Raw genomic sequence first — 25,514 nt, 5'->3', positions numbered from 1 at the left:
CGGATCCGCGAGCGGGTTCAGCGCTTCTTCGCCGCGGCCTTCAGCGCCGCGGCCTCGCGCACCTCGCGCTTGATCAGCAGCAGCGGCAGCACGACCGTGCACAGCGCCGTGATGATCCAGACGACGACGGGACCGAGGATCCAGGCCAGCGCGTCGGCGATCCGCAGGCCTCCGATCGGCAGCAGGACGACGATGAGCAGCGCGACGAAGGTGGAGATGATCCCGATGCCGCCCAAGAGCGCGGGCGCGTAGCGGTTCGCCATCGAGGTGATCCATGGAGCGAGCAGGCTCTGCAGCACCGTGAAGATCAGCACGCACAGCACGAACCCCCACCACTTGCTCCATTCGATCGTGAAGCCCGTGAGCAGCAGGTCGGCCACGATGAGGCCGACGGCCGAGGAAGCCAGGAAGATCAGGGTGCGCGTGAAGAAGAGGCCCATGGCCGGAGCATAGCGCGGGACAGGTGCCGCGCTGCATGCGCCCCGCGTAGTGTCGAGGGCATGCACTGGGTGCTCCATGTGGACCTCGACCAGTTCATCGCGGCCGTCGAGGTGCTGCGTCGTCCCGAACTCGCCGGACTACCGGTCATCGTGGGCGGCCGCGGGGATCCGGGCGAGCGCGCCGTCGTGTCCACGGCGTCCTACGAGGCGCGCGCGTTCGGCGTGGGCTCCGGCATGCCGCTGCGCATCGCGGCGCGCAAGGCGCCCGAGGCGGTGATCCTGCCGGTCGACGCGCCGGCGTACCTGGAGGCGTCGGCCGAGGTGATGGCGGAGCTGCGCGCCCAGCCCGGGGCCGTGGTGCAGGTGCTGGGCTGGGACGAGGCCTTCGTCGGTGTGGACACGGACTCCCCCGAGGCGTATGCGCGCCGTCTGCAGCAGGCGGTCCTGACCCGCACGCGGCTGCACTGCAGCGTCGGCATCGGCGACACGCTCGTCCGCGCGAAGATCGCGACGGGGTTCGGCAAGCCGCGGGGCGTGTTCCGCCTCACCGCGGCGAACTGGGACGCGGTGATGGGCGAGCACGCGGTCATCGACCTGTGGGGCGTCGGCCCGAAGGTCTCGAAGCGGCTGCTCGCCCTGGGCATCCGCACGGTGGCGGAGCTCGCCGCCGCGCCCGCGGATGCGCTCACCGCCGAGTTCGGTCCGCGGATGGGTCTCTGGTATCGCGAGCTCGGACAGGGCGGGAGCTCCGCGGTCGTCGACGATACGCCCTGGGTTCCGCGCGGACACAGCCGCGAGACCACGTATCAGACCGACCTCGCCGACCCGGCGGAGATCGAGCGGGCCGCTCTGGCGCTGCTGGACCAGGTGCTCGATGATGTGGCCGAAGACGGACGCGGCGTGATCGGCCTCGGCCTGAAGGTCCGCTACGCGCCCTTCACGACGAAGACGTTCACCAAGCGGATCCCGGAGACCGCCGATCGCGCCGTGATCGTCGAGAGGGCGCGGGAGCTCATCGCGCGGATCGCGCCGGACCGTGCCGTGCGGCTGCTCGGCGTGCGGGCGGAGATGACGCTGCCCGAGGACGCCCGCGACGGACGCACTCCGACCCGCGGGGCGTGGTGATCAGGCCGCGTTCGCGTCGGCGGCCTCCTGGGGATGCAGCACGAGGTTGCCCACCTTCCGGCCCGCGTCGACGCGTGCATGCGCCTCGGCGAGACGATCCAGCGCGAGCGCTCCGTCCCGGACGACGCGGAGCGCCCCGGAGCCGACCAGCTCGAGCAGGGTGGTGAAGTCCTCGGTGCGCTGCGGAGCCGTGCCCGTCTTGACCGGGCCGCGGGCGGTGACGATCTCGCCGAGGGTCGCGGCCGCGAGCAGCAGCCTGCCGCCCTCGGCGAGAAGCGGTCGTCCGGTCGCGGGACTCAGCACGCCGACCGTGTCGAAGACGACGTCGAAGCGCTCACCGCGGTCACCGAGGGCAGCGATCGGATCGACCCGGTAGTCGATGACCCGGTCGGCCCCCAGCTCCCTGGCGAGCTCGGCGTTGCCCGCGCTGGTCACGGCGGTCACCGTGGCCCCGAGGTGCTTCGCGAGCTGCACCGCGTTCGTGCCCACCGCGCCAGAGGCGCCCACGACGAGCACCCGTTCGCCGGAGCGCACCGCGGCTCTGTCCCGCAGGAAGTACAGGGCCGTCGTGCCGCCGAAGAGCACCCCGGCGGCATCATCGAAGGAGACCTCGTCGGCGATGCGCACGATCCGCGAGGCGGACACCGCGACGAGCTCGGCGTGCGCGCCCATGCGCGCCCCGGTCATCCCGCAGACGCGATCGCCCACGGCGACGCCGTCCGCTCCCGCGCCGGTCGCCTCGACGACACCGGCGAAGACCACCCCGAGCACCGACGCCCGCGGGCCCCGCAGCCCGAGGGCGAGCCTTCCCGGCAGCGCGAACCCGCGCGGAAAGCGGGCGCCCCGGATGCGCGCGTCGCCCGAGTTGACGGTCGACGCCATCACGCGCACGAGCACTTCGCCGCGTCCCGCGACCGGGTCGGCCACCGTCTCGATCCGCACGACGGACGGAGGTCCGTATCGCTCGACCACACCTGCACGCATCCTGTCCCCTTACGCCTGTAAGTCTCTGTGCCGCTACGATAGCCTTACACCGGTAAGGGCGCAACCCGCGCCCCGAAGGGAGGCCGCGTGGCCCGGAAGACCCCGCTCAGCCGCGAGCGCATCGTCACCGCGGCGATGCAGGTCGCCGATGACGGCGGTCTGGGCGCGGTGAGCATGCGCAACGTCGGCAAGGAGCTCGGCGCCGAGGCGATGTCGCTCTACCACCACGTCTCCGGCAAGGAGGAGCTGCTCGACCTGCTCGCCGACGCGGCTTTCACGCAGATCCCGCTGCCCGAGATCGGCGCACCGTGGCGCGCCGCGATGACCTCGCGCGCCCACGCCATGCGTGCCGTGCTCAAGAGGCACTCCTGGGCTCTGACCCTGCTCGAATCACGCGCGAACCCCGGCGAGGCTGTGATGCGGCACCACGACCGCGTGCTCGGGCTGCTCCGCGGCGACGGCTTCGACCTCGTGCTCGCCGCCCACGCGTACTCCGCGCTCGATGCGTACATCTACGGCTTCGTGCTCACAGAGCTGAGCCTACCGTTCACCCCCGACACGGGTCCGGAGGAGTTCGCCGAGGGGCTGGAGCTCACCGCCTCCGAGTACCCGCATCTCGCCGAGATGCTCGAGCAGATGGTCGTCGGGCACGACTACGACTACGGGAACGAGTTCGGCTACGGCCTCGACCTCGTGCTCGATCAGCTCGAGCAGCGCAGAGCCGCCCTGGCCTGAGCCGCCGGCGCCTCCGGGCGTGCGCTCAGCCCTCGGAGCCGAGAGCCGCCAGCCGCGCCTCCTCGTCCGCATGGATCGCGGACTCGATGAGCGGCTCGAGGGCGCCGTCCATCACGGCGTCGAGGTTGTACGCCTTGAACCCGGTGCGGTGATCCGCGATGCGGTTCTCCGGGAAGTTGTAGGTGCGGATCCGCTCCGAGCGGTCCATGCCGCGGATCTGCGAGCGCCGGGCGTCGGAAGCCGCCGCATCGAGCTCCTCCTGCTGCTTCGCGAGCAGCCGGGCGCGCAGCACGCGCATGGCGGCCTCGCGGTTCTGCAGCTGCGACTTCTCGTTCTGCATCGACACGACGATCCCGCTCGGCAGGTGCGTGATGCGCACGGCCGAGTCGGTGGTGTTCACGGACTGCCCGCCCGGGCCGGAGGAGCGGAACACGTCGATCTTGAGGTCGTTCTGGTTGATCGCGATCTCATCGGGCTCGTCGACCTCGGGGAACACCAGGACCCCGGTCGTGGACGTGTGGATGCGCCCCTGCGACTCGGTCGCGGGGACCCGCTGCACCCGGTGCACGCCGCCCTCGTACTTGAGGTGCGCCCAGACGCCCTGCGAGGGATCCGTGGAGGATCCCTTGATCGCGACCTGCACGTCCTTGTACCCGCCGAGATCCGACTCGGTGCGCTCCAGGAGCTCGGTCTTCCAGCCCTTCGACGCGGCGTACTGCACGTACATGCGCAGCAGGTCGGCGGCGAAGAGGGCGGATTCGGCTCCGCCCTCCCCCGCCTTGATCTCCATGATCACGTCGCGCGCGTCGTCGGGGTCCCGAGGGATCAACAGGCGCCGGAGCTTCTCCTGCGCGGCCTGCAGACCCTCCTCCATGCCCGGGATCTCGGCCGCGATCGACTCGTCCTCGCGGGCGAACTCGCGTGCGGTCTCGAGATCCTCTCCGGCGGCGATCCAGTCGTCATGCGCCTTCACGATGCGGCTCAGCTCGGCGTAGCGGCGATTGACCCGCTTCGCGCGCGCGGCGTCGGCGTGCACCTCGGGGTCGGAGAGCTCCTTCTCCACCCTGCGATGCTCGTCGCGCAGCGCCTCGACCTGTTCGAACATGACGACCGGATCCCGGAGCAGTGGCTGTCCCGCAGAAGCGGGTCAGCGGATGCTGTTCTCGGAGGCGTGGCTGTGGCCCGTGCCCGCGGTCGGCTTGCCCAGCTGCGCGTTCTGCATCTGCAGCAGGAACTCGACGTTGGAGTCGGTCTCCTTGAGCTTGCCCAGCACGACCTCGAGGGCCTGCTGCGGGTCGAGCCCGGCGAGGGCGCGGCGCAGCTTCCAGGTGATCTTGACCTCGTCGGGGCTCAGCAGCATCTCCTCGCGGCGGGTCGAGGACGCGTTGACGTCGACCGCCGGGAAGATCCGCTTGTCGGCCAGCGCACGGCTCAGGCGCAGCTCGCTGTTGCCGGTGCCCTTGAACTCCTCGAAGATCACCTCGTCCATCTTGGATCCGGTCTCGACCAGCGCGGTCGCGAGGATCGTGAGGGATCCGCCGTTCTCGATGTTGCGCGCGGCGCCGAAGAAGCGCTTCGGCGGGTAGAGCGCAGACGCGTCGACGCCACCCGTGAGCACGCGGCCCGAGGCGGGAGCGGCGATGTTGTACGCGCGGCCGAGGCGGGTGATCGAGTCGAGCAGCACGACGACGTCGCGGCCCAGCTCGACCAGGCGCTTGGCGCGCTCGATCGCGAGCTCGGCGACCGTGGTGTGGTCCTCCGCCGGACGGTCGAAGGTCGAGGCGATGACCTCGCCCTTGACCGTGCGCTGCATGTCGGTGACCTCTTCGGGGCGCTCGTCGACGAGCACGACCATGAGGTGCACCTCGGGGTTGTTCTGCGCGATCGCGTTGGCGATCTGCTGCAGGACGATGGTCTTGCCGGCCTTCGGCGGCGCGACGATGAGGCCGCGCTGGCCCTTGCCGATCGGGGCGACCAGGTCGATGATGCGCTGCGTGAGCTTCTCGGGAGCCGTCTCGAGGCGCAGGCGCTCCTGGGGGTACAGCGGGGTCAGCGCGGAGAACTCGACGCGAGCGGCGGCGTCCTCGGTGCTCAGGCCGTTGATGGAGTCGACCTTGACCAGCGCGTTGTACTTCTGGCGCCCCTGCTGCTCGCCCTCGCGAGGCTGCTTGATCGCGCCGACGACGGCGTCGCCCTTGCGCAGGTTGTACTTCTTGACCTGACCGAGCGAGACGTAGACGTCGCTCGGGCCGGAGAGGTAACCGGTGGTGCGCACGAAGGCGTAGTTGTCGAGCACGTCGAGGATGCCCGCGATCGGGATGAGGACGTCGTCCTCGCCGATCTCGGTCTCGAACTCGTCGACGTTCTGGTTGCCGCCACCGCGGCGCTTGTTGCGCTGACGGCTGCGGCTGCTGCCGCCGTCCTCGTCGGCGTCCAGCGCGGCACCGCCGCGGCCGGCCTGGCCGCCGTTGCCGTTCTGGCCGTTCTGGCCGTTGCTCTGGTTGCCGCCGTTGTTCTGGTTGCCGGCCTGGCCGTCCTGGCCGTTGCGGTTGCGGCTGCGCGAGCGGGAACGGCTGCGGCTGCGGCCGGTCGGCTCCTCGCCGCCCTCCGCGGGCGCCTCGGCGGGCTGCTCGGAGGGAGCCGCGTCGGCCGGAGCCTCCTTGGCCGCCGGCTCCGCGGCAGGCTGCTCGGAGGGAGCCGCGTCGGCCGGAGCCTCCTCGGTCTTCTTGGCACGGCTGCGCCGGGGCGCCTTCGCCTTCGGCGCCTCCTCGGCCGGGGCGTCCGCCGCAGGTGCGGCATCGGCCGGAGCCGCCGCCTCGGCGGGGGCCGCGGCCTCGACGGGGGCCTCCTCGGTCTTCTTGGCACGGCTGCGCCGGGGCGCCTTCGCCTTCGGCGCCTCCTCCGCGGGAGCGTCGGCCGGAGCCGCCTCTGCGGGAGCCGCGACAGCAGCGCCCGCCTCGGCGGCCTGGGCGGCGCTCGCGGTGGTCGCGCGACGCGGGGCGCGCTTGCGCGGCGCCTTCGGGGCGTCCGCTGCGGACGCGGTCTCGGCCGGGGCCGAGGTCTCGATCTGGGTCTCGGAGATGGTCTCCACGAGTACTCCTCTTGTAAGTCGTGGGTGTTTCGACGCGCACACGGCAGATGCCGGGGCGCGACCGCACGATCATGCCGAGAACAGGCTGTCCCCTGCATGCCACCCGGAGAACACGCTCTCGACGAGCTCGATGACCGGCTCGCGGTGCGGTTTCGGATGCTGTGCGGCTGACGCAGGAAGTGCGTCGCGGGCCGGGATCACGATTGTGACGAAGAACCCTCCGCTCGTTCCCTCACTGTACCACCTCGCACATCGACGGCGACCATCTGCGGGATCCACGGAGTGTCCGTCGCGGCCTCGGCGATCCGGACCGCGTCGAGACGGCTGCCGGGCCCATCGCAGAGCACGAGCACGCTGGGGCCCGCCCCCGAGACGACCGCCGCGAAGCCCTCGGCCCGCAGGGCGCGCACCAGCCGGTTCGTCTCCGGCATCGCCGGTGCGCGGTAGTCCTGGTGCAGCCGGTCGTCGGTCGCGTCCAGCAGCACGTCGGGGCTCTGGGTGAGGGCGGCGATGAGCAGGGCGGAGCGGGAGACGTTGAAGACCGCGTCCTCGCTGGGCACCTGATCCGGCTGCAGGCTGCGCGCCGCCTTCGTCGACATCGTGTACCCGGGCACGAGCACGAGCGGCGACACGCCGCGGTGCACGAGCAGCTTCTTGTGCTGCGGACCGCGCTCCCCGGTCCAGGCGATCGTGAGGCCGCCGAACAGGGCCGGAGCCACGTTGTCGGGGTGTCCCTCCAGCTCGGTGGCCAGGCGCAGGAGCGCGGCGTCGTCGAGCTCGACGATGCCCTCGAGCAGTCCCTGCGCGGCGAGGACGCCCGCCGCCACCGCGGCCCCGGACGACCCGAGTCCGCGTCCGTGGGGCACGCCGTTGCGCGCCACGAGCCGGATGCCGGGCATCGCGACCCCTGCATCGGCGAACACGTGCGCGATCGACCGGACGACGAGGTTCGACGCGTCGCGGGCGATCTCCTCCGCGCCGGATCCGCTGACCTCGATCTCGTAGACCCCCGGCTCCAGGGCCGTCACCTCGAGCTCGTCGTACATGCTCAGCGCGAGCCCGAGGGTGTCGAACCCGGGACCGAGATTGGCGCTGGTGGCCGGGACGCGCACCTCGACGGTGCGCCCTTCGAGTGCCTCAGGGCCCGGCATCGGGCCTGCCGCAGCGCTCACGTCACTCCCCCTCGACGCGCAGCACCGACACCACGCGGGTGACGGCCTCGCTGTCGGCGAGCCGGGCGACGGTGTCGCTGAGCGCCTGCTCGGTCGCGCGATGCGTGCCGATCACGATGCGCGCGGTCGTGCTGTCCTCGCCGCGCTCGATCGTCTGCAACGCGGTGGCGATGGAGACGCCGTGGTCGCTCAGCGTTCCGGCCACGGTCGCGAGAACGCCCGTGACGTCGGCGACCTCGATGGTGATCTGGTAGCGCGTGGTGATGTGACCGAACGGCGCGATCGGCAGGCTCTGCCGTGCCGACTCGCCCACGCCCACGCCGCCCGCGATGTGCCGGCGCGCCGCGGAGACGACGTCCCCGAGCACGGCGGACGCGGTCTGCACGCCGCCGGCACCCGCCCCGTAGAACATGAGAGGCCCCGCCGCCTCCGCCTCGACGAACACGGCGTTGTTGCCGCCGTGCACGCTGGCCAGCGGATGCTCGCGATCGATGAGCGCCGGGTAGACGCGCACCGAGACCGCATCGCCCTCCGGCTCCGACAGGCGCTCGCACACGGCGAGCAGCTTGATCACGTACCCGGCGCGCCGGGCGTCGTCGATCATGTCGGCGGTCACCGACGAGATGCCCTCGCGGTGCACGTCGTCGATCGAGACCTGGGTGTGGAACGCGAGGCTCGCGAGGATCGCGGCCTTCTGCGCGGCGTCGTAGCCCTCGAGGTCCAGTGTCGGGTCGGCCTCGAGGTAGCCGAGCTCGGTCGCGATCCGCTGCGCCTCCTCGGCGCTCAGACCCTGACGGTCCATCGAGTCGAGGATGAAGTTCGTGCTGCCGTTGACGATGCCGAAGATCCGCTCGATGCGATCGCCGGCGAGGGAGTCGCGCAGCGGCCGGATGATCGGGATCGCGGCGGCGACGGCCGCCTCGTACGAGACGGAAGCACCCACCTGGTCGGCGGCCTCGAAGATCTCGGCGCCGTGCGTCGCGAGCAGCGCCTTGTTGCCGGTCACGACGTCGGCGCCGCTCTGCAGCGCCTGGAGGACATAGCCGCGTGCCGGCTCGATCCCGCCCATGAGCTCGATCACGATGTCGGCGCCGAGGATCAGCGCATCGGCGTCGGTGGTGAGCAGCTCGCGCGGCAGCTCCGCGTCGCGCGGCGCGTCCACGTCGCGGACGAGGATCCCGGCGAGCTCGAGCGTCGCCCCGCTGCGCTCGGCGAGGTCGGCCTGGTGCTCGAGCAGCAGGCGCGCGACCTGGGATCCCACGGATCCGGCGCCGAGCAGGGCGACGCGGAGGGTGCGGCGGTGGCCGGCGAGTTCCGTCATGCTTCTCCTTCTCCGGTGCGGGCACCGGTGCGCTCCGCCCCCGACGCGGCGATGCCGGCGTCCCGGGACAGGAGGTCGGCGAGGGTCTCCCCCCGCACGATCACCCGCGCCTGGCCGTCGCGCACGGCGACGACCGCGGGGCGCGGGGTGTGGTTGTAGTTGCTGGACAGCGCGTAGCAGTATGCGCCGGTCGCCGGCACCGCGAGCAGGTCGCCCGGGGTGACGTCGGAGGGGAGGTACTCGTGATCGACGACGATGTCCCCCGATTCGCAGTGCGAGCCCACGACGCGGGCGAGCACGGGAGCGCCCGTGCCCTCGCGCGAGGCGATGCGTGCCGAGTACTGGGATCCGTAGAGGGCCGGCCGTGCGTTGTCGCTCATGCCGCCGTCCACGCTCACGTAGAGCCGCTCGCCGCGGTCGCCGAGCGAGACCTCCTTGGTCGTGCCGACCTCGTAGACCGTCACTCCGGCCTGGCCCACCACGGCACGGCCGGGCTCGAAGGCCAGCGTCGGGACCGGGATGCCGCGCACTTCGCACTCGCGCGCGACCGCGTCGACGATCGCGTCCGCGAGCTCTTCGATCGGGGTCGGGTCGTCGGCCGACGTATAGGCGATGCCGAAGCCTCCGCCGAGGTTGAGCAGGGGCAGCTCGCCGCCCTCCCGCAACGCCGCGTGCAGCTCGATCATCCGGGAGGCCGACTCGGCGAAGCCGCGGGATCCGAAGATCTGGGATCCGATGTGGCAGTGCAGGCCGCGCAGCTTGAGGCTGGGGATCTCGCGGATCCGCTCGACGAGCGCGGGCGCCGCCTCCAGCGGCGTCCCGAACTTCTGGTCCTCGTGCGCCGTGGCGAGGAAGTCGTGCGTCTCCGCGTGCACGCCGCTGTTGACGCGCAGCAGCACGCGCTGCACGGCGCCGCGGCGCTCCGCGATCGCTCCGAGGCGCTCGATCTCGATCGCGGAGTCGAGGATGATCGTGCCGACGCCCACCTCGACCGCACGCTCCAGCTCGGAGACGCTCTTGTTGTTGCCGTGGAAGCCGATCCGCGAAGGCTTGACGCCCGCGGCGAGGGCGGTCTCCAGCTCGCCGCGGCTGCAGACGTCGACCCGGAGCCCTTCCTGCGTCACCCAGCGCGCGACCTCGGTGCTGAGGAACGCCTTGCCCGCGTAGTACACGCGAGCCTTCGTCCCGTGGGCGGCCGCCGCGGCGTCGAACGCGCTCCTGATCCGGATGGCGTGCGCGCGGACCTCGGCCTCGTCCAGCACGTAGAGGGGGGTGCCGAAACGGGCCCGGAGCTCCGCGACGCCGACGCCGCCGAGCTCCAGCTCTCCGTCGGCGTCCCGCCGGGCGGAAGCCGGCCACACCCCCGGGGCGAGATCGTTCGGATCGGCCGGTTCCTGCAGCCAGTCCGGGGCGAGCGCGTCGTCGGGCGATGCGGGAAGCACAGGGCACCAATCGTCGTGGGGGACTCGGGTTTCGAGCCCGACCCAGAGCGGGCCGGGTTCTGAGAATTCTAAGGCACCGCACCGCCTCGCCCCGACGGGTGTGACGGTGCGCTTCCATCGGAGATGTACGCCTCCGTCGGAGGGATCCGGCGATTTCCTCCGAAGCAGATGCACGACTCCGCGCGAGGCGCACGCCTCTCTCCGCGCGGGCCGGTGGTGCGCCCCGCCCTGCACCGCGCTTCTGGGCCGAGCTGACACGGAGCGGCCCCCGCGTCAAGCGCCTCCGTCCCCCCACTCTCCTCTCGCTACGCTCGAAGCATGGCTACCCGCACCGACTCCGAGCACGCACCGGCCGAGAAGACGCGGATCCAGAAGGGGTTCGAGGCCGTGCTCGGCCGCGTTCTGAGCTGGCGTGTCGCACGCGCCTGGCTGCTCTACTCCGAGAAGCACGGCCCCGCCCTGGCGGACGGGATCACCTACCGGGCCCTCTTCAGCGTGTTCGCCGCGGTGCTGCTCGGCTTCTCGGCCGCGGGACTGTGGCTGGCCGGGAACCCCGAGGCTCTCGCCGCGCTCGCCCGAGCGGTCGACGCCGCGGTGCCGGGGCTCGTCGGATCCGGCGGACTCATCGACCCCGCGAAGATCACCGCACCCACCGGACTCTCGATCGCGGGGATCGTGTCGCTCGCCGGGCTCATCGGCGCGGCGCTCGGCGCGATCGGGTCGCTGCGCATCGCCCTGCGCACGCTCGCCGGCGCCCTCGCCGACGACGTGCAGTGGTACTGGGTGATCGCACGCAACCTCGGACTCGCGCTCGGGATCGGGATCGGCTTCGCGCTGAGCGCGGCGGCCACCGTGATCGGATCCGTGGGGCTGGACCAGATCGCCGACCTGCTCGGCTTCCGGCACTCCCCCGCGACGGCCTGGATCGAGCGACTGCTGTCGCTGCTCATCGTGTTCGCGCTGGACACCGCGCTCATCGCGGGACTCTTCTCCGTGCTCTCCGGAGTGCGCGCCCGAGCGCGCACCCTCTGGGCGGGATCCCTCCTCGGCGGCCTCGGCCTGCTCGTGCTGCAGCAGCTGTCGACCCTGTTCGTCGGAGGCGCTGCGTCGAATCCCCTGCTCGCGTCGTTCGCCGCGCTCATCGCGCTGCTGCTGTGGCTGAACCTGTCCGCGCAGGTCGTGCTGCTGGCCTGCGCCTGGATCATCACGGGGGTGGAGGACGACGAGGACCGCACGTCCGGGCGACCGCGAACGTTCGAGGAGCGGCGGCTGGACCGGGCGGAGCGACTGCTCGCGGCGACCACCGCCGAACGCGATGCCGCGCGCGAGGCGGTCTCCGCGCAGCGGCGCCCGCCGCGCTGAGTCAGTTCGCCGGGCAGGTGCCGTTCTCGAGCAGCTTCGGGTCGGTCGTGATCGCGCTGTCCGCAGAGAACGTCGCGACCAGGGCGTCGCCGTCCACCCGGAGTCCGCTGAGGTGCACGCCCGCCGGCAGCCGGTCGGCGATGCACAGCTTCTGCGTGGCGAACAGCGGCTTGAGGGCGCTCGCGAAGGGCGAGGAGGTGTCGGAGGCATCGAGCGTCATGGCGCCGATCGTCGCCGAGGTGGGCGTGAAGGTGAGCTCGCCGTCCGCCGCCCCCGGAGTGAGCGCGAGGGAGAGCGGGACGCTCGCACCGAACAGCGTCACGGATCCGGTCGCCTTCACGTCGGCGCCGACGAGTGTCACGGACTCGATCGGGGTGGATCCGGCGGCGGCCGTGATCGCCTTCTCGAGCTGATCCGCGGTGATCCGGAAGGTGCCCTTCGCGCTGCCCAGCTCGCCTCCGCGGATGGGCACGCCCGTCGCGTCGACCTGCACGGCGCTCGTGATCGGCCCGAGCGCGACGCTCTTCGAGGAGAGCCGGACGTCGTCCAGCCGCCCTGCCACCAGCTGCGGCAGCACGATCCCGCCCACGTTGACGTCCAGCTGCTGATCGGCGGGCAGCTTCAGCGCCGTGATCACCTGCGAGCGGATCTGCTGCGCGACGACCGCGCGCGCCACGAACTCCCCGCCGACGGCGAGCGCCGCGAGCACGACCACGACGATCCCCACCGCCCACGGCCAGCGAGCCCGTCGTCGCGGCGGCGGAACGGCGATGGGCGCGGACGGCAGCGGCCCGCCGGCGCGAGCCGGCGGAACGACGACGGGGTGCTCGGACCCGAGGTTCCGCGGATACGGCTCGGTCGGGTGCATGCCCTCCTCCGCGCCGCTCACGTCACATCCGCTCCGGAGCGGACACCCCGAGCAGGCCGAGCCCGTTGCGCAGCACCTGGCCGGTCGCGTCGTTCAGCCACAGGCGGGTGCGGTGCACGTCCTCGATCGGCTCGTCGCCCTGCGGGATCACCCGGCAGGTGTCGTACCAGCGGTGGTAGAGCCCGGCGAGCTCCTCCAGGTAGCGCGCGACGCGGTGCGGCTCGCGCACCTCGGCGGCGAAGGCCACGATCCGCGGGAACTCCTGCAGCGCGCCGAGCAGCGCGGACTCGGTCTCGTGGGTGAGCAGCTCCGGGGCGAACGCCGAGCGGTCCACGCCGGAGTCGGCCGCGTTGCGCGCCACGTTGTGCGTGCGGGCGTGCGCGTACTGCACGTAGAACACCGGGTTGTCGTTCGTCCGCTTCTGCAGGAGCTCGGGGTCCAGCGACAGCGGCGAGTCGGCCGGGAAGCGCCCGAGCGAGTACCGCAGCGCATCGGTGCCGAGCCACTCGCGCAGGTCGTCCATCTCGATGATGTTGCCCGCGCGCTTGCTGAGCCGCGCGCCGCCCACGGAGACGAGCTGGCCGATCAGCACCTCGACGTCCTTGTCCGGGTCGTCGCCGGCCGCGCCGGCGAGCGCCTTCAGGCGATGGACGTAGCCGTGGTGATCGGCGCCGAGCAGGTAGATCTTGTGCTCGAAGCCGCGATCGCCCTTGTTCAGGTAGTAGGCGGCATCCGCGGCGAAGTAGGTGTACTCGCCGTTGGAACGGCGGATGACGCGGTCCTTGTCGTCCCCGAAGTCCGTGGTGCGCACCCACACCGCGTCCTCCTGGTCGAAGACGTGCCCCTGCGCGCGCAGGCGGTCGACGGCCTGGTCGACGAGGCTCGGCCCGCCGTCCTCGCCCTTGGCGTGCAGGATCCGCTCCGAGAACCACACGTCGAAGACGACGTTGAACTTCGCGAGCGACTCCTTCTGCTCCGCGAGCTGGTACCGGTAGCCGAGCTCGCGGGCGACGAGCTGCTGCTCGGCGTCATCGAGGGAGAGGAAGTCCGGCCGGTCCGCGAGCACGCGCTGCGCGATGTCGGCGATGTAGCTGCCGGCGTAGCCGCCCTCCGGGGTCGGCTCCCCCTTCGCCGAGGCGACGATCGACCCGGCGAAGCGCTCCATCTGCGCGCCGGCGTCGTTGATGTAGAACTCGCGGGCGACGTTCGCGCCGCTCGCGTCCAGGAGCCGCGCGATGGCGTCGCCGAGGGCCGCCCAGCGGGTGTGCCCGATGTGCAGCGGCCCGGTGGGGTTCGCCGACACGAACTCGACGTTGATCGAGCGCCCGGCCTGCGAGTCGTTGCGCCCGTACGCCTCGCCCGCGTCGACGATGACCTTGGCCAGGGCGCCGGCGGCGCCGGCCTCGAGACGCACGTTCAGGAAGCCGGGGCCGGCCACCTCGGCGGAGGCGATGCCGTCCACCGCGGCGAGACCGTCGGCGATCTGCTGCGCGAGCTCACGCGGGTTCGCGCCGAGCTGCTTGGCCAGGCGCATGGCGACGTTGGTCGCCCAGTCGCCGTGATCCCGGTTGCGGGGACGCTCGAGCACGATGTCGGCGGCGTCGAGCGCCAGCGGCTCCCCCGGTCGTCGCTCGTCCGCGATCGGGGCGAGGACGGACAGGATCGCTGCGGCGAGGGCTTCGGGGTTCATAGGACTCCGATTCTACGGCGTGCGCCTCGCTCCCACCGCCGTCCCCGCGCCCGGCGGGCCGACCGTCCGGTGCCCGATCCGGATGCGCCGCCGGACTCCCGCCGTCAGGCGGGGATCCCGGCCCTGACCCGGCGCAGCGTCTCCTCGTCGACCTCGATGCCCGCGTGGCGCAGCGCGAGCATCGTCGCCCCGGCTGCGCCGCTGTCGACGAGCACGAACGGCTGCCCGCCGAAAGCCGCGTCGAGGTGCGCGCGCAGCCGGTCCTGCGGGATCCCGCCGCGGGAGACGATGCTGCCGCCGGCGACGACCGGTCCCGGCGTTCCGCTCACGAGTTCGAGCGTCCGCACCAGCTGGTCTCCGGCTTCGGTGAGGATCCGCCTGGCCACGGGATCCTCCGCATCGGCCGCGTCGAACACGAGCGGGGCGAAGGCCGCGAGCTGCACCGGGCGCCGGGCGTAGAGCGCGCGGACGAGCTGCTCGAGGGCGACGGATCGTCCGTCCTCGCCGCCGTCCGCGTCGCGCGCCCCGGTCGCGCCAGTCGCATGCAGCACGAGCGGCGTCAGCGCGGTCGCCGGTCCGAGTCCGTCGAGCTCGTCGACCGCCGCCGCGGCCGCGGCGCGTCCGATCCAGAAGCCGCTGCCGCGGTCGCCGAGCAGCCAGCCCAGGCCGTCCGCCGTGGCCACGATCCGGCCGCCCTCCACGCGCACCGCGCTCGCCCCGGTGCCGCACACCAGTCCATAGCCCACGGGGGCGACGGCGCCGCTCGCGTACATCGCGAGCAGATCGGACTCGAAGGTCAGCGTTCCCGCGAAGCCGTCCTGCGTGAGCGGATCCAGGATCCAGTCCGACGCGCCGCCGCGCGCATCGTGACCCGCCATGGCGACGACGATCCACGACACGTCGGCGAGAGTGGCTCCTGCCTCGTCCAGCGCGCCGGCGATCGCACGGCGAACCTCGGCGAGCGCCACGGGAATTCCCGATGAAGTCGGATTTCCGCTGGCTCCGCGACCGAACCCGACGCACTCGCCCCGGTCCGTCGCGAGCACCGCCCTGGTCGACGTCCCACCCGCGTCCACACCCATCACGAGCATGTTGAACCCCAATTTGTTATCTGTCCTACTTGATTTTTCATCCGCGACCTGATGAGAATGTTTTTCACCCGAACCATGTCGATCCACGACGCGTTTTCACCGGAGGCAATGGTGCCACTCATGCAGGACGTCGGCAACGAGTTGTCGATCACGCAGCGCATCTCGCTGCGGCGTCCGGCGATGCCCAGGGCCATGGCCAAGATCGCCGACGTGATCTCCGCCCACCCCACCGCCCCCGTCGAGCTCACCATCACCGAGCTGGCCGACCAGGCCGGCACCTCCGCCGCGACCGTCACCCGGTTCTGCCGGGCGATCGGCTTCGAGGGCTACACGCAGTTCCGCGTCGGAGTGGCCGCCGAGTCCGGGCGCGGCGACGCGGGCACCACCTGGCGCACCGACATCGCCGAGGACATCGGCCAGGATGACCCGGCGGACCGAGTGCTGCTGACGCTGCTCGGCCTGCACACGCGCAGCATGGAGGTCACCACCAGCCTGCTCGACCTCGACGACGTCCAGCTCGTGGCCGGCGCGATCGCCGAGGCTCGGCACGTCGACATCTACGGCGTCGGCGGCAGCGGCGTGATCGCCGACGAGTTCCGGGGCAGGCTCTACCGCATCGGCGTGAACGCGCACTCCTGGTCGGACGTGCACGACGGCCTCACCAGCGCGGTCCTGCAGGACGCCTCCTCCGTCGCCGTCGGCATCTCGAACACCGGCCGCACCGAGGAGACCATCGAGATGCTGTCCCACGCGCGAGCGGCGGGCGCACTCACGGTCGCGATCACCACCGACGCGGATTCCTGGCTCGCCTCCAGCGCCGACGTCGCCCTGATCACGGCCTCGGAGAACCCCGCCCAGCGCCCCGACGACCTCTCGATCAAGCACGCCCAGCTGCTCGTCATCGACCTGCTCTACGTGCTCGTCGCGCAGCGCACGCTCGGCGAGGCCGCCACCCGACTCGCGGCCAGCGCCATGGCCGTGTCCGCCCACCGCCGCGGACTGTCCGCCCAGGACAAGCACGGCACGAACCGTCAGAAGGAGTCACACCGATGAGCGCCTCCCCCCAGGATCTGCTCCGCGAAGCCGAGACCCGCCTCGAGCGACTCGCCGCCGACGCGCAGGACGGACGGCTGGATCCCGCGATCGAGCTGCTCGTCGCCGCGCTCCGCGACGGAGGCGTGATCCAGGCGTTCGGCACCGGGCACTCCGAGGCCTTCGCGATGGAGATCGCCGGCCGCGCCGGCGGGCTCATCCCCACCAACCGCATCGCCCTGCGCGACATCGTGCTGCACGGCGAGCGCAGCGCCGACGTGCTGACGGGCTCGCTCGAGCGCGAGCCGTGGGTCGTCGACGAGCTCATGGCCGTCTCCCCGGTGACGGAGAACGACGTGTTCGTGATCGCCTCCAACTCCGGCGTGAACGGATCCATCGTCGGCGTCGCCCTGTGGGCGAAGGAGCACGGTCACAAGGTCATCGCCGTCACCAGCCTCGAGCACACCGCACGGGTCGAGCCGAAGCACCCGAGCGGCAAGCGCCTCAGCGAGATCGCCGACGTCGTGATCGACAACCTGGCTCCCTACGGAGACTCCACGCTGCAGGTCACCGACACGATCTCGGCCGGGGCCATCTCGTCGATCACCGCCGCGTTCATCGCGCAGCTGCTCACGCTCGGCGTCGCCCGCACCCTCGCGGAGGCCGGCGAGGTTCCGCCGATGTACATCTCCGCCAACATCCCCGGCGGCGACGAGCACAACTCCGCGCTCGAAGCGCGCTACCTCGACCGGCTCCGCCGCGGCGCCTGAGCGCCCACAGACTCATCCTCACCCTCACCACCCACTAGGAAGGCAACAATCACATGGAAACCAAGGACGCTTCCATCATCAGCCGGCGTTCGCTGCTTCGCGGTGCGGCGCTCGCGGCGGTCATGGTGCCGCTCGGCGTCAGCCTGGCATCCTGCGCCGGTCCGAGCGGCGGCTCCGGCAGCGGCAGCGCCGGAGGCACGAAGTCGGCGGACAACCCGTTCGGCGTCGCGGCGAACTCCAAGGTCGACGCGGTGATCTTCGACGGCGGCTACGGCGTGGACTACGTCGAGAACGCGGCGAAGATCATGGGCGGCAACAAGAAGCTGGACGGCGCGACCGCCAAGATCTCCCCCTCCACCAAGATCGCCCAGGAGCTGCAGCCGCGGTTCGTCGGCGGCAACCCGCCGGACCTCATCGACAACTCCGGTGCGAACTCGATCGGCTGGAACACGATCCTCGACCAGCTCGAGGATCTGACCGACGTGCTCGAGTCGAACAACCTCGAGGGCACCAAGATCAGCGACACGCTCTACGGCGGCGTCAAGGATCCGGGTACCTTCGGCGGCAAGTTCGTGGCGATCAACTACTTCATGACCGTGTTCGGACTGTGGTACTCGTCGAGCCTGTTCGAGAAGGACGGCTACAAGGTCCCGACCAGCTGGCAGGACCTCAAGGACCTGGGCGCAGCGGCCAAGGCGAAGGGCAAGTACCTCTTCGTCTGGGGCAAGGAGGCGGCGACGTACTACCAGACGCTCGTCATCGACTCCGCGGTGATCCAGTCCGGCGACGACGTGCGCCTGCCGCTGGAGAACCTGAAGGAGAACTGCTGGTCGCACCCGACCCTGCAGTCGATCCTGACGATCCTGTACGACCTGATCCAGGCGGGCTACATGAAGCCCGGCGGATCCGGCACGCAGTTCACGCAGGCGCAGTCGCAGTGGAGCCTCGACGAGGCCGCCCTGCTCTACCCCTCGGGCTCGTGGATCGAGAACGAGATGAAGAAGCAGACCGCGGACGGCTTCAAGATGATGGGCATCCCGGAGCTCCCCCTCGACGACAAGCAGACCACGCCGAAGGGCACCATGCGTGCCGAGGCCGGCGAGCCGTTCGTCGTCCCGACCAAGGCGAAGAACGCCGCCGGCGGCAAGGAGCTGCTGCGCACGATGCTGTCGAAGGAGGCCGCGACCTGGACCGCCAAGTCGAAGTTCGCGCCGACCATCGTCAAGGGCACCGTCCCGGACGACGCCTTCGGCTCGACGGCGCTGGCCTCTCAGATCAAGATGCTGGACGCTGCGGGTGAGAACGTCTTCACCATCAAGTCGACCAACCTCTACGGCATGAACTCCGACCAGCTGCCGATCTGGAACTCGTTCCTGGACGGCAAGATGACGGTGGCCGAGATCACCAAGGCGCTGCAGGACCTGGTCGACAAGGTCCGTAACGACAGCTCTGTCACGAAGATCGAGATCAAGTAATGACCATAAGCGGTCCGGGAGTGTCCGGCGCGGAGTTGGACACCGCAGCCGTGACCGCTCCCCGCACGGGGCGCCGCAAGGCGCCCCGTGCGGGGCTTCCCCGGAAACTCACCCCCGATTACATCTCGTTCCTCGCGGTCTTCTTCGTCCTCCCGGTCGCGCTCTTCCTGGTGTTCGTCATCTGGCCGTTCATCCAGGCGGTCTATGTCTCGCTCACGAACTGGACCGGCTTCTCGCCCAACATGTCTTTCGTGGGGCTCGACAACTTCGTCCGGCTGTTCCAGGACTCGGCGTTCATGCAGGCCATGGCGAACAACGCGCTGCTCGCCGTCGTCGTCCCGCTCGTCACGATCGTGATCGCGCTCCTGTTCGCCAGCCTGATCACCGTCGGCGGCCCGAGCCACGGCCAGGTCCGGGGGCTGAGAGGCTCGACCTTCTACCGCGTGGTGTCGTTCTTCCCGTACGTCATCCCCGCGATCGTCATCGCGATCCTGTGGAACATGATCTACGCCCCCAGCGGACTGCTCAACGGCGTCCTGGGCGTCTTCGGCATCGACACGAACCAGTTCGCGTGGCTGGGCGATCAGCGCACGGCGATGGCCGCCTCGATCTTCGTCATGGTCTGGGGAATGGTCGGCTTCTACATGGTGCTCTTCATCGCGGCCATCAAGGGGATCCCCGCGGAGACCCTCGAGGCCGCGCGCATCGACGGCGCCGGACGGTTCCGTACGGTGACGTCGATCATGCTGCCGCAGATCCGCGACAACGTGCAGACCTCGTACATCTACCTGGGCATCGCCGCACTGGATGCCTTCGTCTACATGGCCGGCCTGAACTCGACAGGCGGTCCCAACAACTCGACCCTGGTGATGAGCCAGTACCTGTTCCGCACGGCCTTCGAGAAGGGCCAGTTCGGTCTGGCGACCGCGATGGGCGTCGTGCTCGCCGTGCTCTCGCTGGCCTTCGCCGGAATCGTCATGCTGGTGTTCCGCCTCATCGGCGGCAAGGATGAAGGGGGACGCTCATGAGCCTCGACACGCGCGCCGCGGTCACGGTCGGACGCAAGACCAACGACGTCCACATCACGAAGTCGACGACGAGCGACAAGGTGGTCGGCGGCGTCTCGCACGTGGTGCTGGCGCTCTGGTCGCTGGTCGTGATCCTTCCCCTGGTGTGGACGATCATCGGCTCGTTCAAGACCACGAAAGAGATCTTCAAGTCGCCGTTCGGTCTGCCTGCGCAGTGGAACTTCGACAACTACGTCACCGCCTGGGTCGGGAACAACTTCGGCGGGATGTTCCTGAACACGGTCATCGTCGTCGGCTTCTCGCTCTTCTTCGTGATGCTGCTGGGCGCGATGTGCGCCTACGTGCTCGCGAGGTTCGAGGTGCCGGGCAGCCGGGTCGTCTACTACCTGATGCTCGCGGGGCTCACCTTCCCGGTGTTCCTCGCGATCGTGCCCCTGTTCGGGATCCTGCAGAACATCGGGCTGCTCGGGACCCTGCCCGGCCTGATCGTCGTGTACGTGGCCTACGCGCTGCCGTTCACCGTGTTCTTCCTGTACTCGTTCTTCAAGTCGCTGTCGTACGAGATCCAGGAGGCGGCCTACCTGGACGGCGCCAGCGAGTGGCGCACGTTCTTCCAGGTGATGCTGCCGATGGCCAAGCCCGGCCTCGCCGCGATCGCGATCATGAACTTCCTCGGCCTGTGGAACCAGTTCCTGCTCCCGATCGCGTTGAACCCGAACAAGGACAACTACGTGCTCAGCCAGGGCATGGCGTCGTTCGCCTCGTCGGCGGGCTACTCGCTCGACTTCGGCGCGATGTTCGCCGCGGTGATCATCACCATCATCCCGGTGCTGATCATCTACATCCTGTTCCAGCGCCAGCTGCAGGGATCCGTCTCGCAGGGAACCTCGAAGTAGTCCGTGGGACGGATGGCCTGGAGCCATCCGTCCCACCCCCTCGTCCGCAGCGCCGAGCGCTCGCACCCGCCGCGCCGCCGCCGGCGCACCCACTGGAGAACGATGTCGATTTCCGCAGACACCGCTGCACACCGCCCGACCCCCGCACAGCTGCGCTGGCAGCGCGGCGGCATCGGGGTCTTCCTGCATTTCGGGCTGAACACCTTCGCCGGTGTGGAGTGGAGCGACGGAACGCTGTCCCCGGCGAGCTTCGACCCGCGACGGCTCGACGCCCGGCAGTGGGTCGCGGCAGCGCGGGTGGCGGGCGCGACCTACGTCGTGCTGACGGCCAAGCATCACGACGGCTTCTGCCTGTGGCCCACGTCCACGACCGACTACTCCGTGGCTTCGAGCCCCTGGCGCGACGGGGCGGGCGACGTCGTCCGGGAGCTCGCCGATGCGTGCGCCGAGGCGGGGATGGGCCTCGGGCTCTATCTCTCGCCGTGGGACCGTCACGAGCCCCGCTACCCCGACGCCGCGGCCTATGACGACTTCTACTGCGCGCAGCTCACCGAGCTGTGCACGCAGTACGGCGATCTCGTCGAGATCTGGTTCGACGGCGCAGGCTCCGCCGGCCGGAGCTACGACTGGAAGAAGATCATCGAGGTGGTCCGCACCCACCAGCCCGGCGCCGTGGTCTTCAACATGGGCGATCCCGACATCCGATGGGTCGGCAACGAGGACGGCCTCGCCGCGGATCCCGTCGAGTACGTGGTCGACGTGACACGCAACGATGTCCACACCGACGAGGTCCTCGACTTCGGCGAGCGCTATCTGCCTCCCGAGTGCGACGTCTCGCTGCGCCACGGCTGGTTCTGGCACCCCGACGACGCCCCCAAGACCCTGGAGCACCTGCTGGCGATCCACTACCGGTCCGTGGGGCTGGGCGCCAACCTGCTGCTGAACGTTCCCCCGAACCGGGACGGGCTCATCGACGATGCGGACCTGACCCGCCTGCAGGAGTATTCGGACGAGCTCGAACGCCGCTTCGCGGCACCGCGCACGGCCGCTCTCACGGCTGTCGCGCCCGGTCGGTGGCGGGCGGACTTCGGCTCCGAGGTCACGCTCGATCACCTCGAGCTCGTCGAGGATCTCGAGGGCGGTCAACGCGTCGCCGCGCACCGCATCGTGGCGTCCGGCGCGGAGATCGCCGCGGGTCAGACCATCGGCGCCGGACGACTGCACGCGTTCCCCGCGCTCACGCTGTCCGAGGTCGAGATCGAGCTGACCGGGCCCGATCCCGTCCTCACCTCGGTACGCGGTTTCCGCACTGGGAGCGAGAGCATCCCCGTTCCGCCCTCCGTCGAGGAGTACCGCGCGGCCGACGGGGACATGATCCTCATGTGACCCTCGTCACGAAAGCTCACGCAGGGTCTGCGAGAAGCAGCGCTCGACGACGAAGGAGGGCCGTCCCTGGGGACGGCCCTCCTTCGTCGTCTCGGCCCGGAGCCCGCTCAGCGGCGCGCGGGCTGGTGCGCCGCGAAGTAGGCGAGCACCTCGTCGGGCAGCGCAGGGATCTCCTGCGGACGGGATCCGGATCGGATCGAGATCGCGCCGGCGATCCCCGCGGCGACCGCGTCGCGCGCGGCCACCGGGCTGGTGTCGGTCGGGCTGCCGTGGCGCACGAAGGCGACGAACTCGGCGACCGTGAGCGGATCCGCTCCCCCGTGCCCTCCCTCGCCGCCGTCCTCGATCGGATAGCGCACGTGCCCCTTCTCGAGGTAGTCGCTGCGGGCGTTCCAGAGGCGGATCTCGCCGCCCGTGCCGTCGTCGAAGTTCTCGATGCGCCCCTCGGTGCCGATCACCGTGTAGTTGCGCCAGTAGTCCGGCGTGAAGTGGCACTGCTGGTAGCTCAGGAGGACACCGGAGTCCGTCCGCATCATGATCATCGAGATGTCCTCGACGTCGATGACCGGATTCAGATCCTGCTGCGCACGCGGCGGCCAGCTGTCCATCGAGAACCAGTCCCCCATGCGCCGGTCGGCGTTGTCGCGCCGGGACTCGACATCCCCGTACACCGCGAGGTCGCCGACCCCGACCACCGTGCGGGACGACGTCCCCGCGAGCCAGTGCATGACGTCGATGTCGTGGGCGCCCTTCTGCAGCAGCAGGCTCATGGCCTTGTCCCGCTCGGCGTGCCAGTCCTTGAAGTAGTAGTCGCCCCCGTGGCCGACGAAGTGGCGGCACCAGATCGCCTTGACCTCGCCGATCTCACCCCGGTCGACGATGTCCTTCATCATGCGCACCACTCGCATGTGCCGCATGTTGTGCCCCACGTAGAGCTTGGATCCCATCCGATACGCGGTCTGCAGGATCCGATCGGCGTCCTCGATCGAGATCGCGAGGGGCTTCTCCAGGTAGACGGGGACGCCGCCCTCCAGGAGCTCGACAGAGATGTCGGCATGCGTGAAGTCGGGCGTCGTGACGAAGGCTCCGTCGAGCACGACGCCGGAGGCGAGCAGCTCGGTCACGGAGGCGAACACCGGCACGTCGCCGAACAGCTGCGCCGCCCGCGCACGGGACTGCGGTGCGGGGTCGACCGCAGCGACCACACGGCCGTCCACGGCCTCGACGTGCCGGGCGACCCCGGCCCGGGCCCCCACGCCGACCACCGCCGCGCGGAACGGCTCGGCCGACGGGGTCTGGTCGGGTTCTGTCATGTCTTTCCTTTCGGATCTGGTTCGGAGAGGCCGGACCGGCGGTCCCGGTCCGGCCTCCCGCGAGGGGACTATCGCACGGTCAGCGTCACGTACTGCGTCGTGTCACCCTGTGCCTGCTGCTCCAGCCGCATCCGCTCGTTGACGTACTGCAGAGCGAGGCCGCTGTTGCGGTTGACCAGGCGATAGGTGGTGGAGCCGTCGAGCGAGGTGCCGTCGGTCGCCACCCGCTGCAGGTACCACTGGTCGCTGCCGCCCGGGGTGCCGAGGCCCGCCGAGGTCAGCGGCTGGGCGTCGGCCTCCCGCGCCCCCACGGTGACGACGGCGTCGACCGCGCGCTTCGCGGCCGGGGTGCTGCCGGCGACCTGCAGGGTGCGGCCGGTGGACGAGTCGACGAGCCGATAGAACCCGCTGTTCCCGCCGTCGCCCCTGGTGTCCTCGACCGGCTGGAGCTTCCAGGTGGAGACACCCGTCGCCGCACCGTTTCCGCCGTCCAGACCGGGCCCGCGGTTCGCGGTCACCGCCTTGCCTCCGACGCGCAGCACGTAGGCCGAGTCCGCGGTCACGGCATCGCCGGCAGTGTCCCGCGGCGCGTACTCCGTGCTCACGGCGGCGCTGCCGTCGCCGGCCGTCTGCGCGATGTCCACGACCTTGCCGTTCAGATCCGAGATCGTCAGGAAGGAGCGCCCCGTGACGTTCTGGTTCGTCAGGCTGCCGTTGTCGAGAGAGGTGAGATAGCCGCCGTTGGAGCCGGCGGGCATGAGCCCGACGACCTTCCAGGAGTTCGGATCGCCCAGATCCGCCGTCTCGTACACGTTTCCGTCGTACCCCACGATCCGGTAGAGCCCCGAGAACGCGTTGTAGGAGATCGCCGACTCGTTGTTCGCCGACGGCAGGTACAGATGCTTCGAGACCGGATCCTTGTAGTACGCGCTGTTCGTGATGAGGTCGACGGTCTGCGCGGCGCCGGAGGACGGGTCCGTCTGGGTGACGTAGATGCCGCCCGTGACGACCTTGACGCCGTTCTCGTACTTGTCGTCGACGGCCTTGAGGGTCATGTCCTGCCCCGTCACCGGGTCGCGGTAGGAGACCGTGCGATCCGGCGCGGACTGCCCCGTCGCGTCGATCACGATCGTGTGCGCCAGGGTGTTCGCCGTGTACGTCGCGCCGGAGGCGTCGGCGAACGCGATCAGATGGTCGGCGCCGACCTTCGCCGCCTGGTACGAGGCGTCGGCGTGCTCCCCCGAGCCGCGCCAGGCGATGACGTCGGTCGTGGGATCGTACGACACGTTCAGGCCGCCGATGGAGTTGACGTTCCCGTCGATGCCGCCGATCCCCGGCTGCGACCACGACCCGTCGTGCCACTTCTGCCAGGTGCCGCTGGCCATTCCGCCGCTGATCGGCGCGCGCGCCATCTCGGTCCAGCTGGCCAGGGTCGACGACGCCGGCTTCTTGTAGATCTTCACGTTGTAGGTGATGTAGAAGTAGCCGGTGGAGTAGTCGATGAACAGCCGGCACCCGGAGTTCCCGAACGGGTAGGACTGGCCCGGTGACGCGGTGGCGTCGATGACCTGGTCGTCATCCCACGCCGACGTGAGCGCCGGCCCGGCGTACTGCCAGGTGCCGCCCTCGTCCTTCGAGGTCGCCAGCAGGATCCGGTTGTTGTGGTGGCCGGTGGAGACCTTGTCGGCGATCGTGGCGTTCGCGCCCTTGGTCTGCCAGGGGTCGAACTGGTACTCGTCGTTGAGCAGCGCATGCCAGGTGCCCTGGGGATCCACCCACACGCCGATGACGTCGCAGTGGTCGTCCTGCTGCGGCGACGGGATGGGGAACACCGGATCCTTGTCGAGCTGGTAGCAGATCGTGCCCGCGTCGGCGTAGTACGCGGGCGCCTCCGCCTTCTGCGTCGTGGTGCCCATGCCGGCGGACACCGCGCTCATGTCGGTGTTCGTGAAGGTGCGGGCCCACGCACTGGCGGGGTTCGTGCTGTACGCCGTGAGCGCGTTGGTCCAGTGGAACCGTCCGTCTCTGCCGAGGTAGGCGGATCCGGCGATGTCGCTGGTCAGACCGCCCTTCATCGTCGTGCTGCCCGCAGCGACGTACTGCGGCGGGGACGGGACGGTGTCGGCCTGCGCGGCGGCGGGCAGAGCGAGCGCGAGGACGGCGCCGGCGGCGAGAGCCGGGGTCATCCGCCGCCAGCGGGCTTTGCGATGTGCGGTGCGGTGCGGTTTCATGGTGATGCCCTTTCCTTTTCCTCTTCGAAGCGGAGGGTTGGGGTGTGTCCTTCCCGTTCCCC

21 protein-coding genes are annotated in these 25,514 nt (G+C 70.5%); 9 read left to right on the top strand and 12 right to left on the bottom strand.

The genetic code is table 11. The annotated features are described in order from the left end of the window. Positions 1–17: 17 nt before the first annotated feature. Complete coding sequence (locus tag WFJ01_RS10875; RefSeq protein ID WP_336629016.1) at positions 18–440, bottom strand: hypothetical protein; 423 nt, start codon at positions 438–440, stop codon at positions 18–20. Between the two features lie 60 nt (positions 441–500). Here WFJ01_RS10875 and WFJ01_RS10870 point away from each other — a divergent pair, with 60 nt between their 5' ends. Beyond that, on the top strand, positions 501–1,565 hold the full coding sequence (locus WFJ01_RS10870) for a DNA polymerase IV (protein ID WP_336629015.1): 1,065 nt from the start codon (positions 501–503) through the stop codon (positions 1,563–1,565). On the opposite strand, the gene WFJ01_RS10865 is transcribed toward WFJ01_RS10870, so the two are convergent. Next, positions 1,566–2,549 (bottom strand): NAD(P)-dependent alcohol dehydrogenase, encoded by a 984-nt coding sequence (locus WFJ01_RS10865; protein WP_336629014.1) that lies wholly within the window; start codon positions 2,547–2,549, stop codon positions 1,566–1,568. An 87-nt stretch (positions 2,550–2,636) separates the two neighbouring features. On the opposite strand from WFJ01_RS10865, the gene WFJ01_RS10860 reads away from it, so the two are divergent. After that, positions 2,637–3,284 (top strand): TetR/AcrR family transcriptional regulator, encoded by a 648-nt coding sequence (locus WFJ01_RS10860; protein ID WP_336629013.1) that lies wholly within the window; start codon positions 2,637–2,639, stop codon positions 3,282–3,284. Between the two features lie 25 nt (positions 3,285–3,309). On the opposite strand, the gene prfA is transcribed toward WFJ01_RS10860, so the two are convergent. The 5 genes from prfA to lysA form a co-directional block, all read right to left on the bottom strand. Then, a complete protein-coding gene (gene prfA, locus WFJ01_RS10855) occupies positions 3,310–4,389 on the bottom strand; it encodes a peptide chain release factor 1 (protein ID WP_251444716.1) in 1,080 nt (359 codons plus the stop codon). A gap of 42 nt (positions 4,390–4,431) precedes the next feature. Beyond that, positions 4,432–6,375: a transcription termination factor Rho gene (rho, locus tag WFJ01_RS10850; protein WP_336629012.1), complete on the bottom strand. Its 1,944-nt coding sequence runs from the start codon at positions 6,373–6,375 to the stop codon at positions 4,432–4,434. A 197-nt stretch (positions 6,376–6,572) separates the two neighbouring features. After that, a complete protein-coding gene (gene thrB / locus WFJ01_RS10845; protein WP_295035501.1) occupies positions 6,573–7,526 on the bottom strand; it encodes a homoserine kinase in 954 nt (317 codons plus the stop codon). A 22-nt stretch (positions 7,527–7,548) separates the two neighbouring features. Further along, positions 7,549–8,868: a homoserine dehydrogenase gene (locus WFJ01_RS10840; protein ID WP_292881053.1), complete on the bottom strand. Its 1,320-nt coding sequence runs from the start codon at positions 8,866–8,868 to the stop codon at positions 7,549–7,551. Further along, the gene (gene lysA, locus WFJ01_RS10835; RefSeq protein WP_292881056.1) at positions 8,865–10,310 is read right to left on the bottom strand and encodes a diaminopimelate decarboxylase; all 1,446 of its coding nucleotides are present in this window, start codon (positions 10,308–10,310) and stop codon (positions 8,865–8,867) included. The genes WFJ01_RS10840 and lysA overlap by 4 nt, the downstream gene beginning before the upstream one ends. 318 nt (positions 10,311–10,628) lie before the next feature. Here lysA and WFJ01_RS10830 point away from each other — a divergent pair, with 318 nt between their 5' ends. Next, complete coding sequence (locus WFJ01_RS10830; protein ID WP_336629011.1) at positions 10,629–11,672, top strand: YhjD/YihY/BrkB family envelope integrity protein; 1,044 nt, start codon at positions 10,629–10,631, stop codon at positions 11,670–11,672. Position 11,673: 1 nt separating this feature from the next. Here the strand turns inward: WFJ01_RS10830 and WFJ01_RS10825 are convergent, their stop codons facing one another. The 3 genes from WFJ01_RS10825 to WFJ01_RS10815 all read right to left on the bottom strand — a co-directional run bounded on the left by WFJ01_RS10825 (position 11,674) and on the right by WFJ01_RS10815 (position 15,312). Next, positions 11,674–12,561: an LmeA family phospholipid-binding protein gene (locus WFJ01_RS10825; protein WP_336629010.1), complete on the bottom strand. Its 888-nt coding sequence runs from the start codon at positions 12,559–12,561 to the stop codon at positions 11,674–11,676. A gap of 1 nt (position 12,562) precedes the next feature. Beyond that, entirely contained in the window at positions 12,563–14,230 is a 1,668-nt protein-coding gene (gene argS / locus WFJ01_RS10820; RefSeq protein ID WP_336629009.1) for an arginine--tRNA ligase, read from the bottom strand. Between the two features lie 104 nt (positions 14,231–14,334). Continuing rightward, the gene (locus WFJ01_RS10815) at positions 14,335–15,312 is read right to left on the bottom strand and encodes an N-acetylglucosamine kinase (RefSeq protein WP_292881067.1); all 978 of its coding nucleotides are present in this window, start codon (positions 15,310–15,312) and stop codon (positions 14,335–14,337) included. Between the two features lie 129 nt (positions 15,313–15,441). Between WFJ01_RS10815 and WFJ01_RS10810 the strand changes: the two genes are divergently transcribed. From WFJ01_RS10810 to WFJ01_RS10785, 6 genes are all read left to right on the top strand, one after another. Further along, complete coding sequence (locus tag WFJ01_RS10810) at positions 15,442–16,374, top strand: MurR/RpiR family transcriptional regulator (protein WP_251445389.1); 933 nt, start codon at positions 15,442–15,444, stop codon at positions 16,372–16,374. Further along, positions 16,371–17,123 carry a sugar isomerase domain-containing protein gene (locus tag WFJ01_RS10805; protein WP_251444738.1) on the top strand — a complete coding sequence of 251 codons (753 nt, stop codon included), beginning with the start codon at positions 16,371–16,373 and terminating at the stop codon, positions 17,121–17,123. Before WFJ01_RS10810 ends, WFJ01_RS10805 begins: the two co-directional genes overlap by 4 nt. Positions 17,124–17,176: 53 nt before the next feature. Then, on the top strand, positions 17,177–18,598 hold the full coding sequence (ngcE, locus tag WFJ01_RS10800) for an N-acetylglucosamine/diacetylchitobiose ABC transporter substrate-binding protein (protein WP_251444743.1): 1,422 nt from the start codon (positions 17,177–17,179) through the stop codon (positions 18,596–18,598). Positions 18,599–18,648: 50 nt separating this feature from the next. Continuing rightward, positions 18,649–19,626 (top strand): carbohydrate ABC transporter permease, encoded by a 978-nt coding sequence (locus tag WFJ01_RS10795; protein WP_251444745.1) that lies wholly within the window; start codon positions 18,649–18,651, stop codon positions 19,624–19,626. After that, a complete protein-coding gene (locus WFJ01_RS10790) occupies positions 19,623–20,522 on the top strand; it encodes a carbohydrate ABC transporter permease (RefSeq protein WP_251444748.1) in 900 nt (299 codons plus the stop codon). The genes WFJ01_RS10795 and WFJ01_RS10790 overlap by 4 nt, the downstream gene beginning before the upstream one ends. A gap of 102 nt (positions 20,523–20,624) precedes the next feature. Beyond that, positions 20,625–21,908, top strand: a complete 1,284-nt coding sequence (locus tag WFJ01_RS10785; RefSeq protein ID WP_336629008.1) for an alpha-L-fucosidase — start codon at positions 20,625–20,627, stop codon at positions 21,906–21,908. A 107-nt stretch (positions 21,909–22,015) separates the two neighbouring features. On the opposite strand, the gene WFJ01_RS10780 is transcribed toward WFJ01_RS10785, so the two are convergent. Then, a complete protein-coding gene (locus tag WFJ01_RS10780; RefSeq protein WP_336629007.1) occupies positions 22,016–23,221 on the bottom strand; it encodes a Gfo/Idh/MocA family protein in 1,206 nt (401 codons plus the stop codon). A 68-nt stretch (positions 23,222–23,289) separates the two neighbouring features. Next, complete coding sequence (locus tag WFJ01_RS10775; RefSeq protein ID WP_336629006.1) at positions 23,290–25,452, bottom strand: hypothetical protein; 2,163 nt, start codon at positions 25,450–25,452, stop codon at positions 23,290–23,292. Positions 25,453–25,514: the final 62 nt, after the last annotated feature.

The organism is Microbacterium sp. MMO-35 (assembly GCF_037147555.1).
GTDB lineage: Bacteria > Actinomycetota > Actinomycetes > Actinomycetales > Microbacteriaceae > Microbacterium.
Note: the sequence above shows the minus strand (reverse complement) of the source record. Positions and strands in the feature narration are given on the sequence as shown.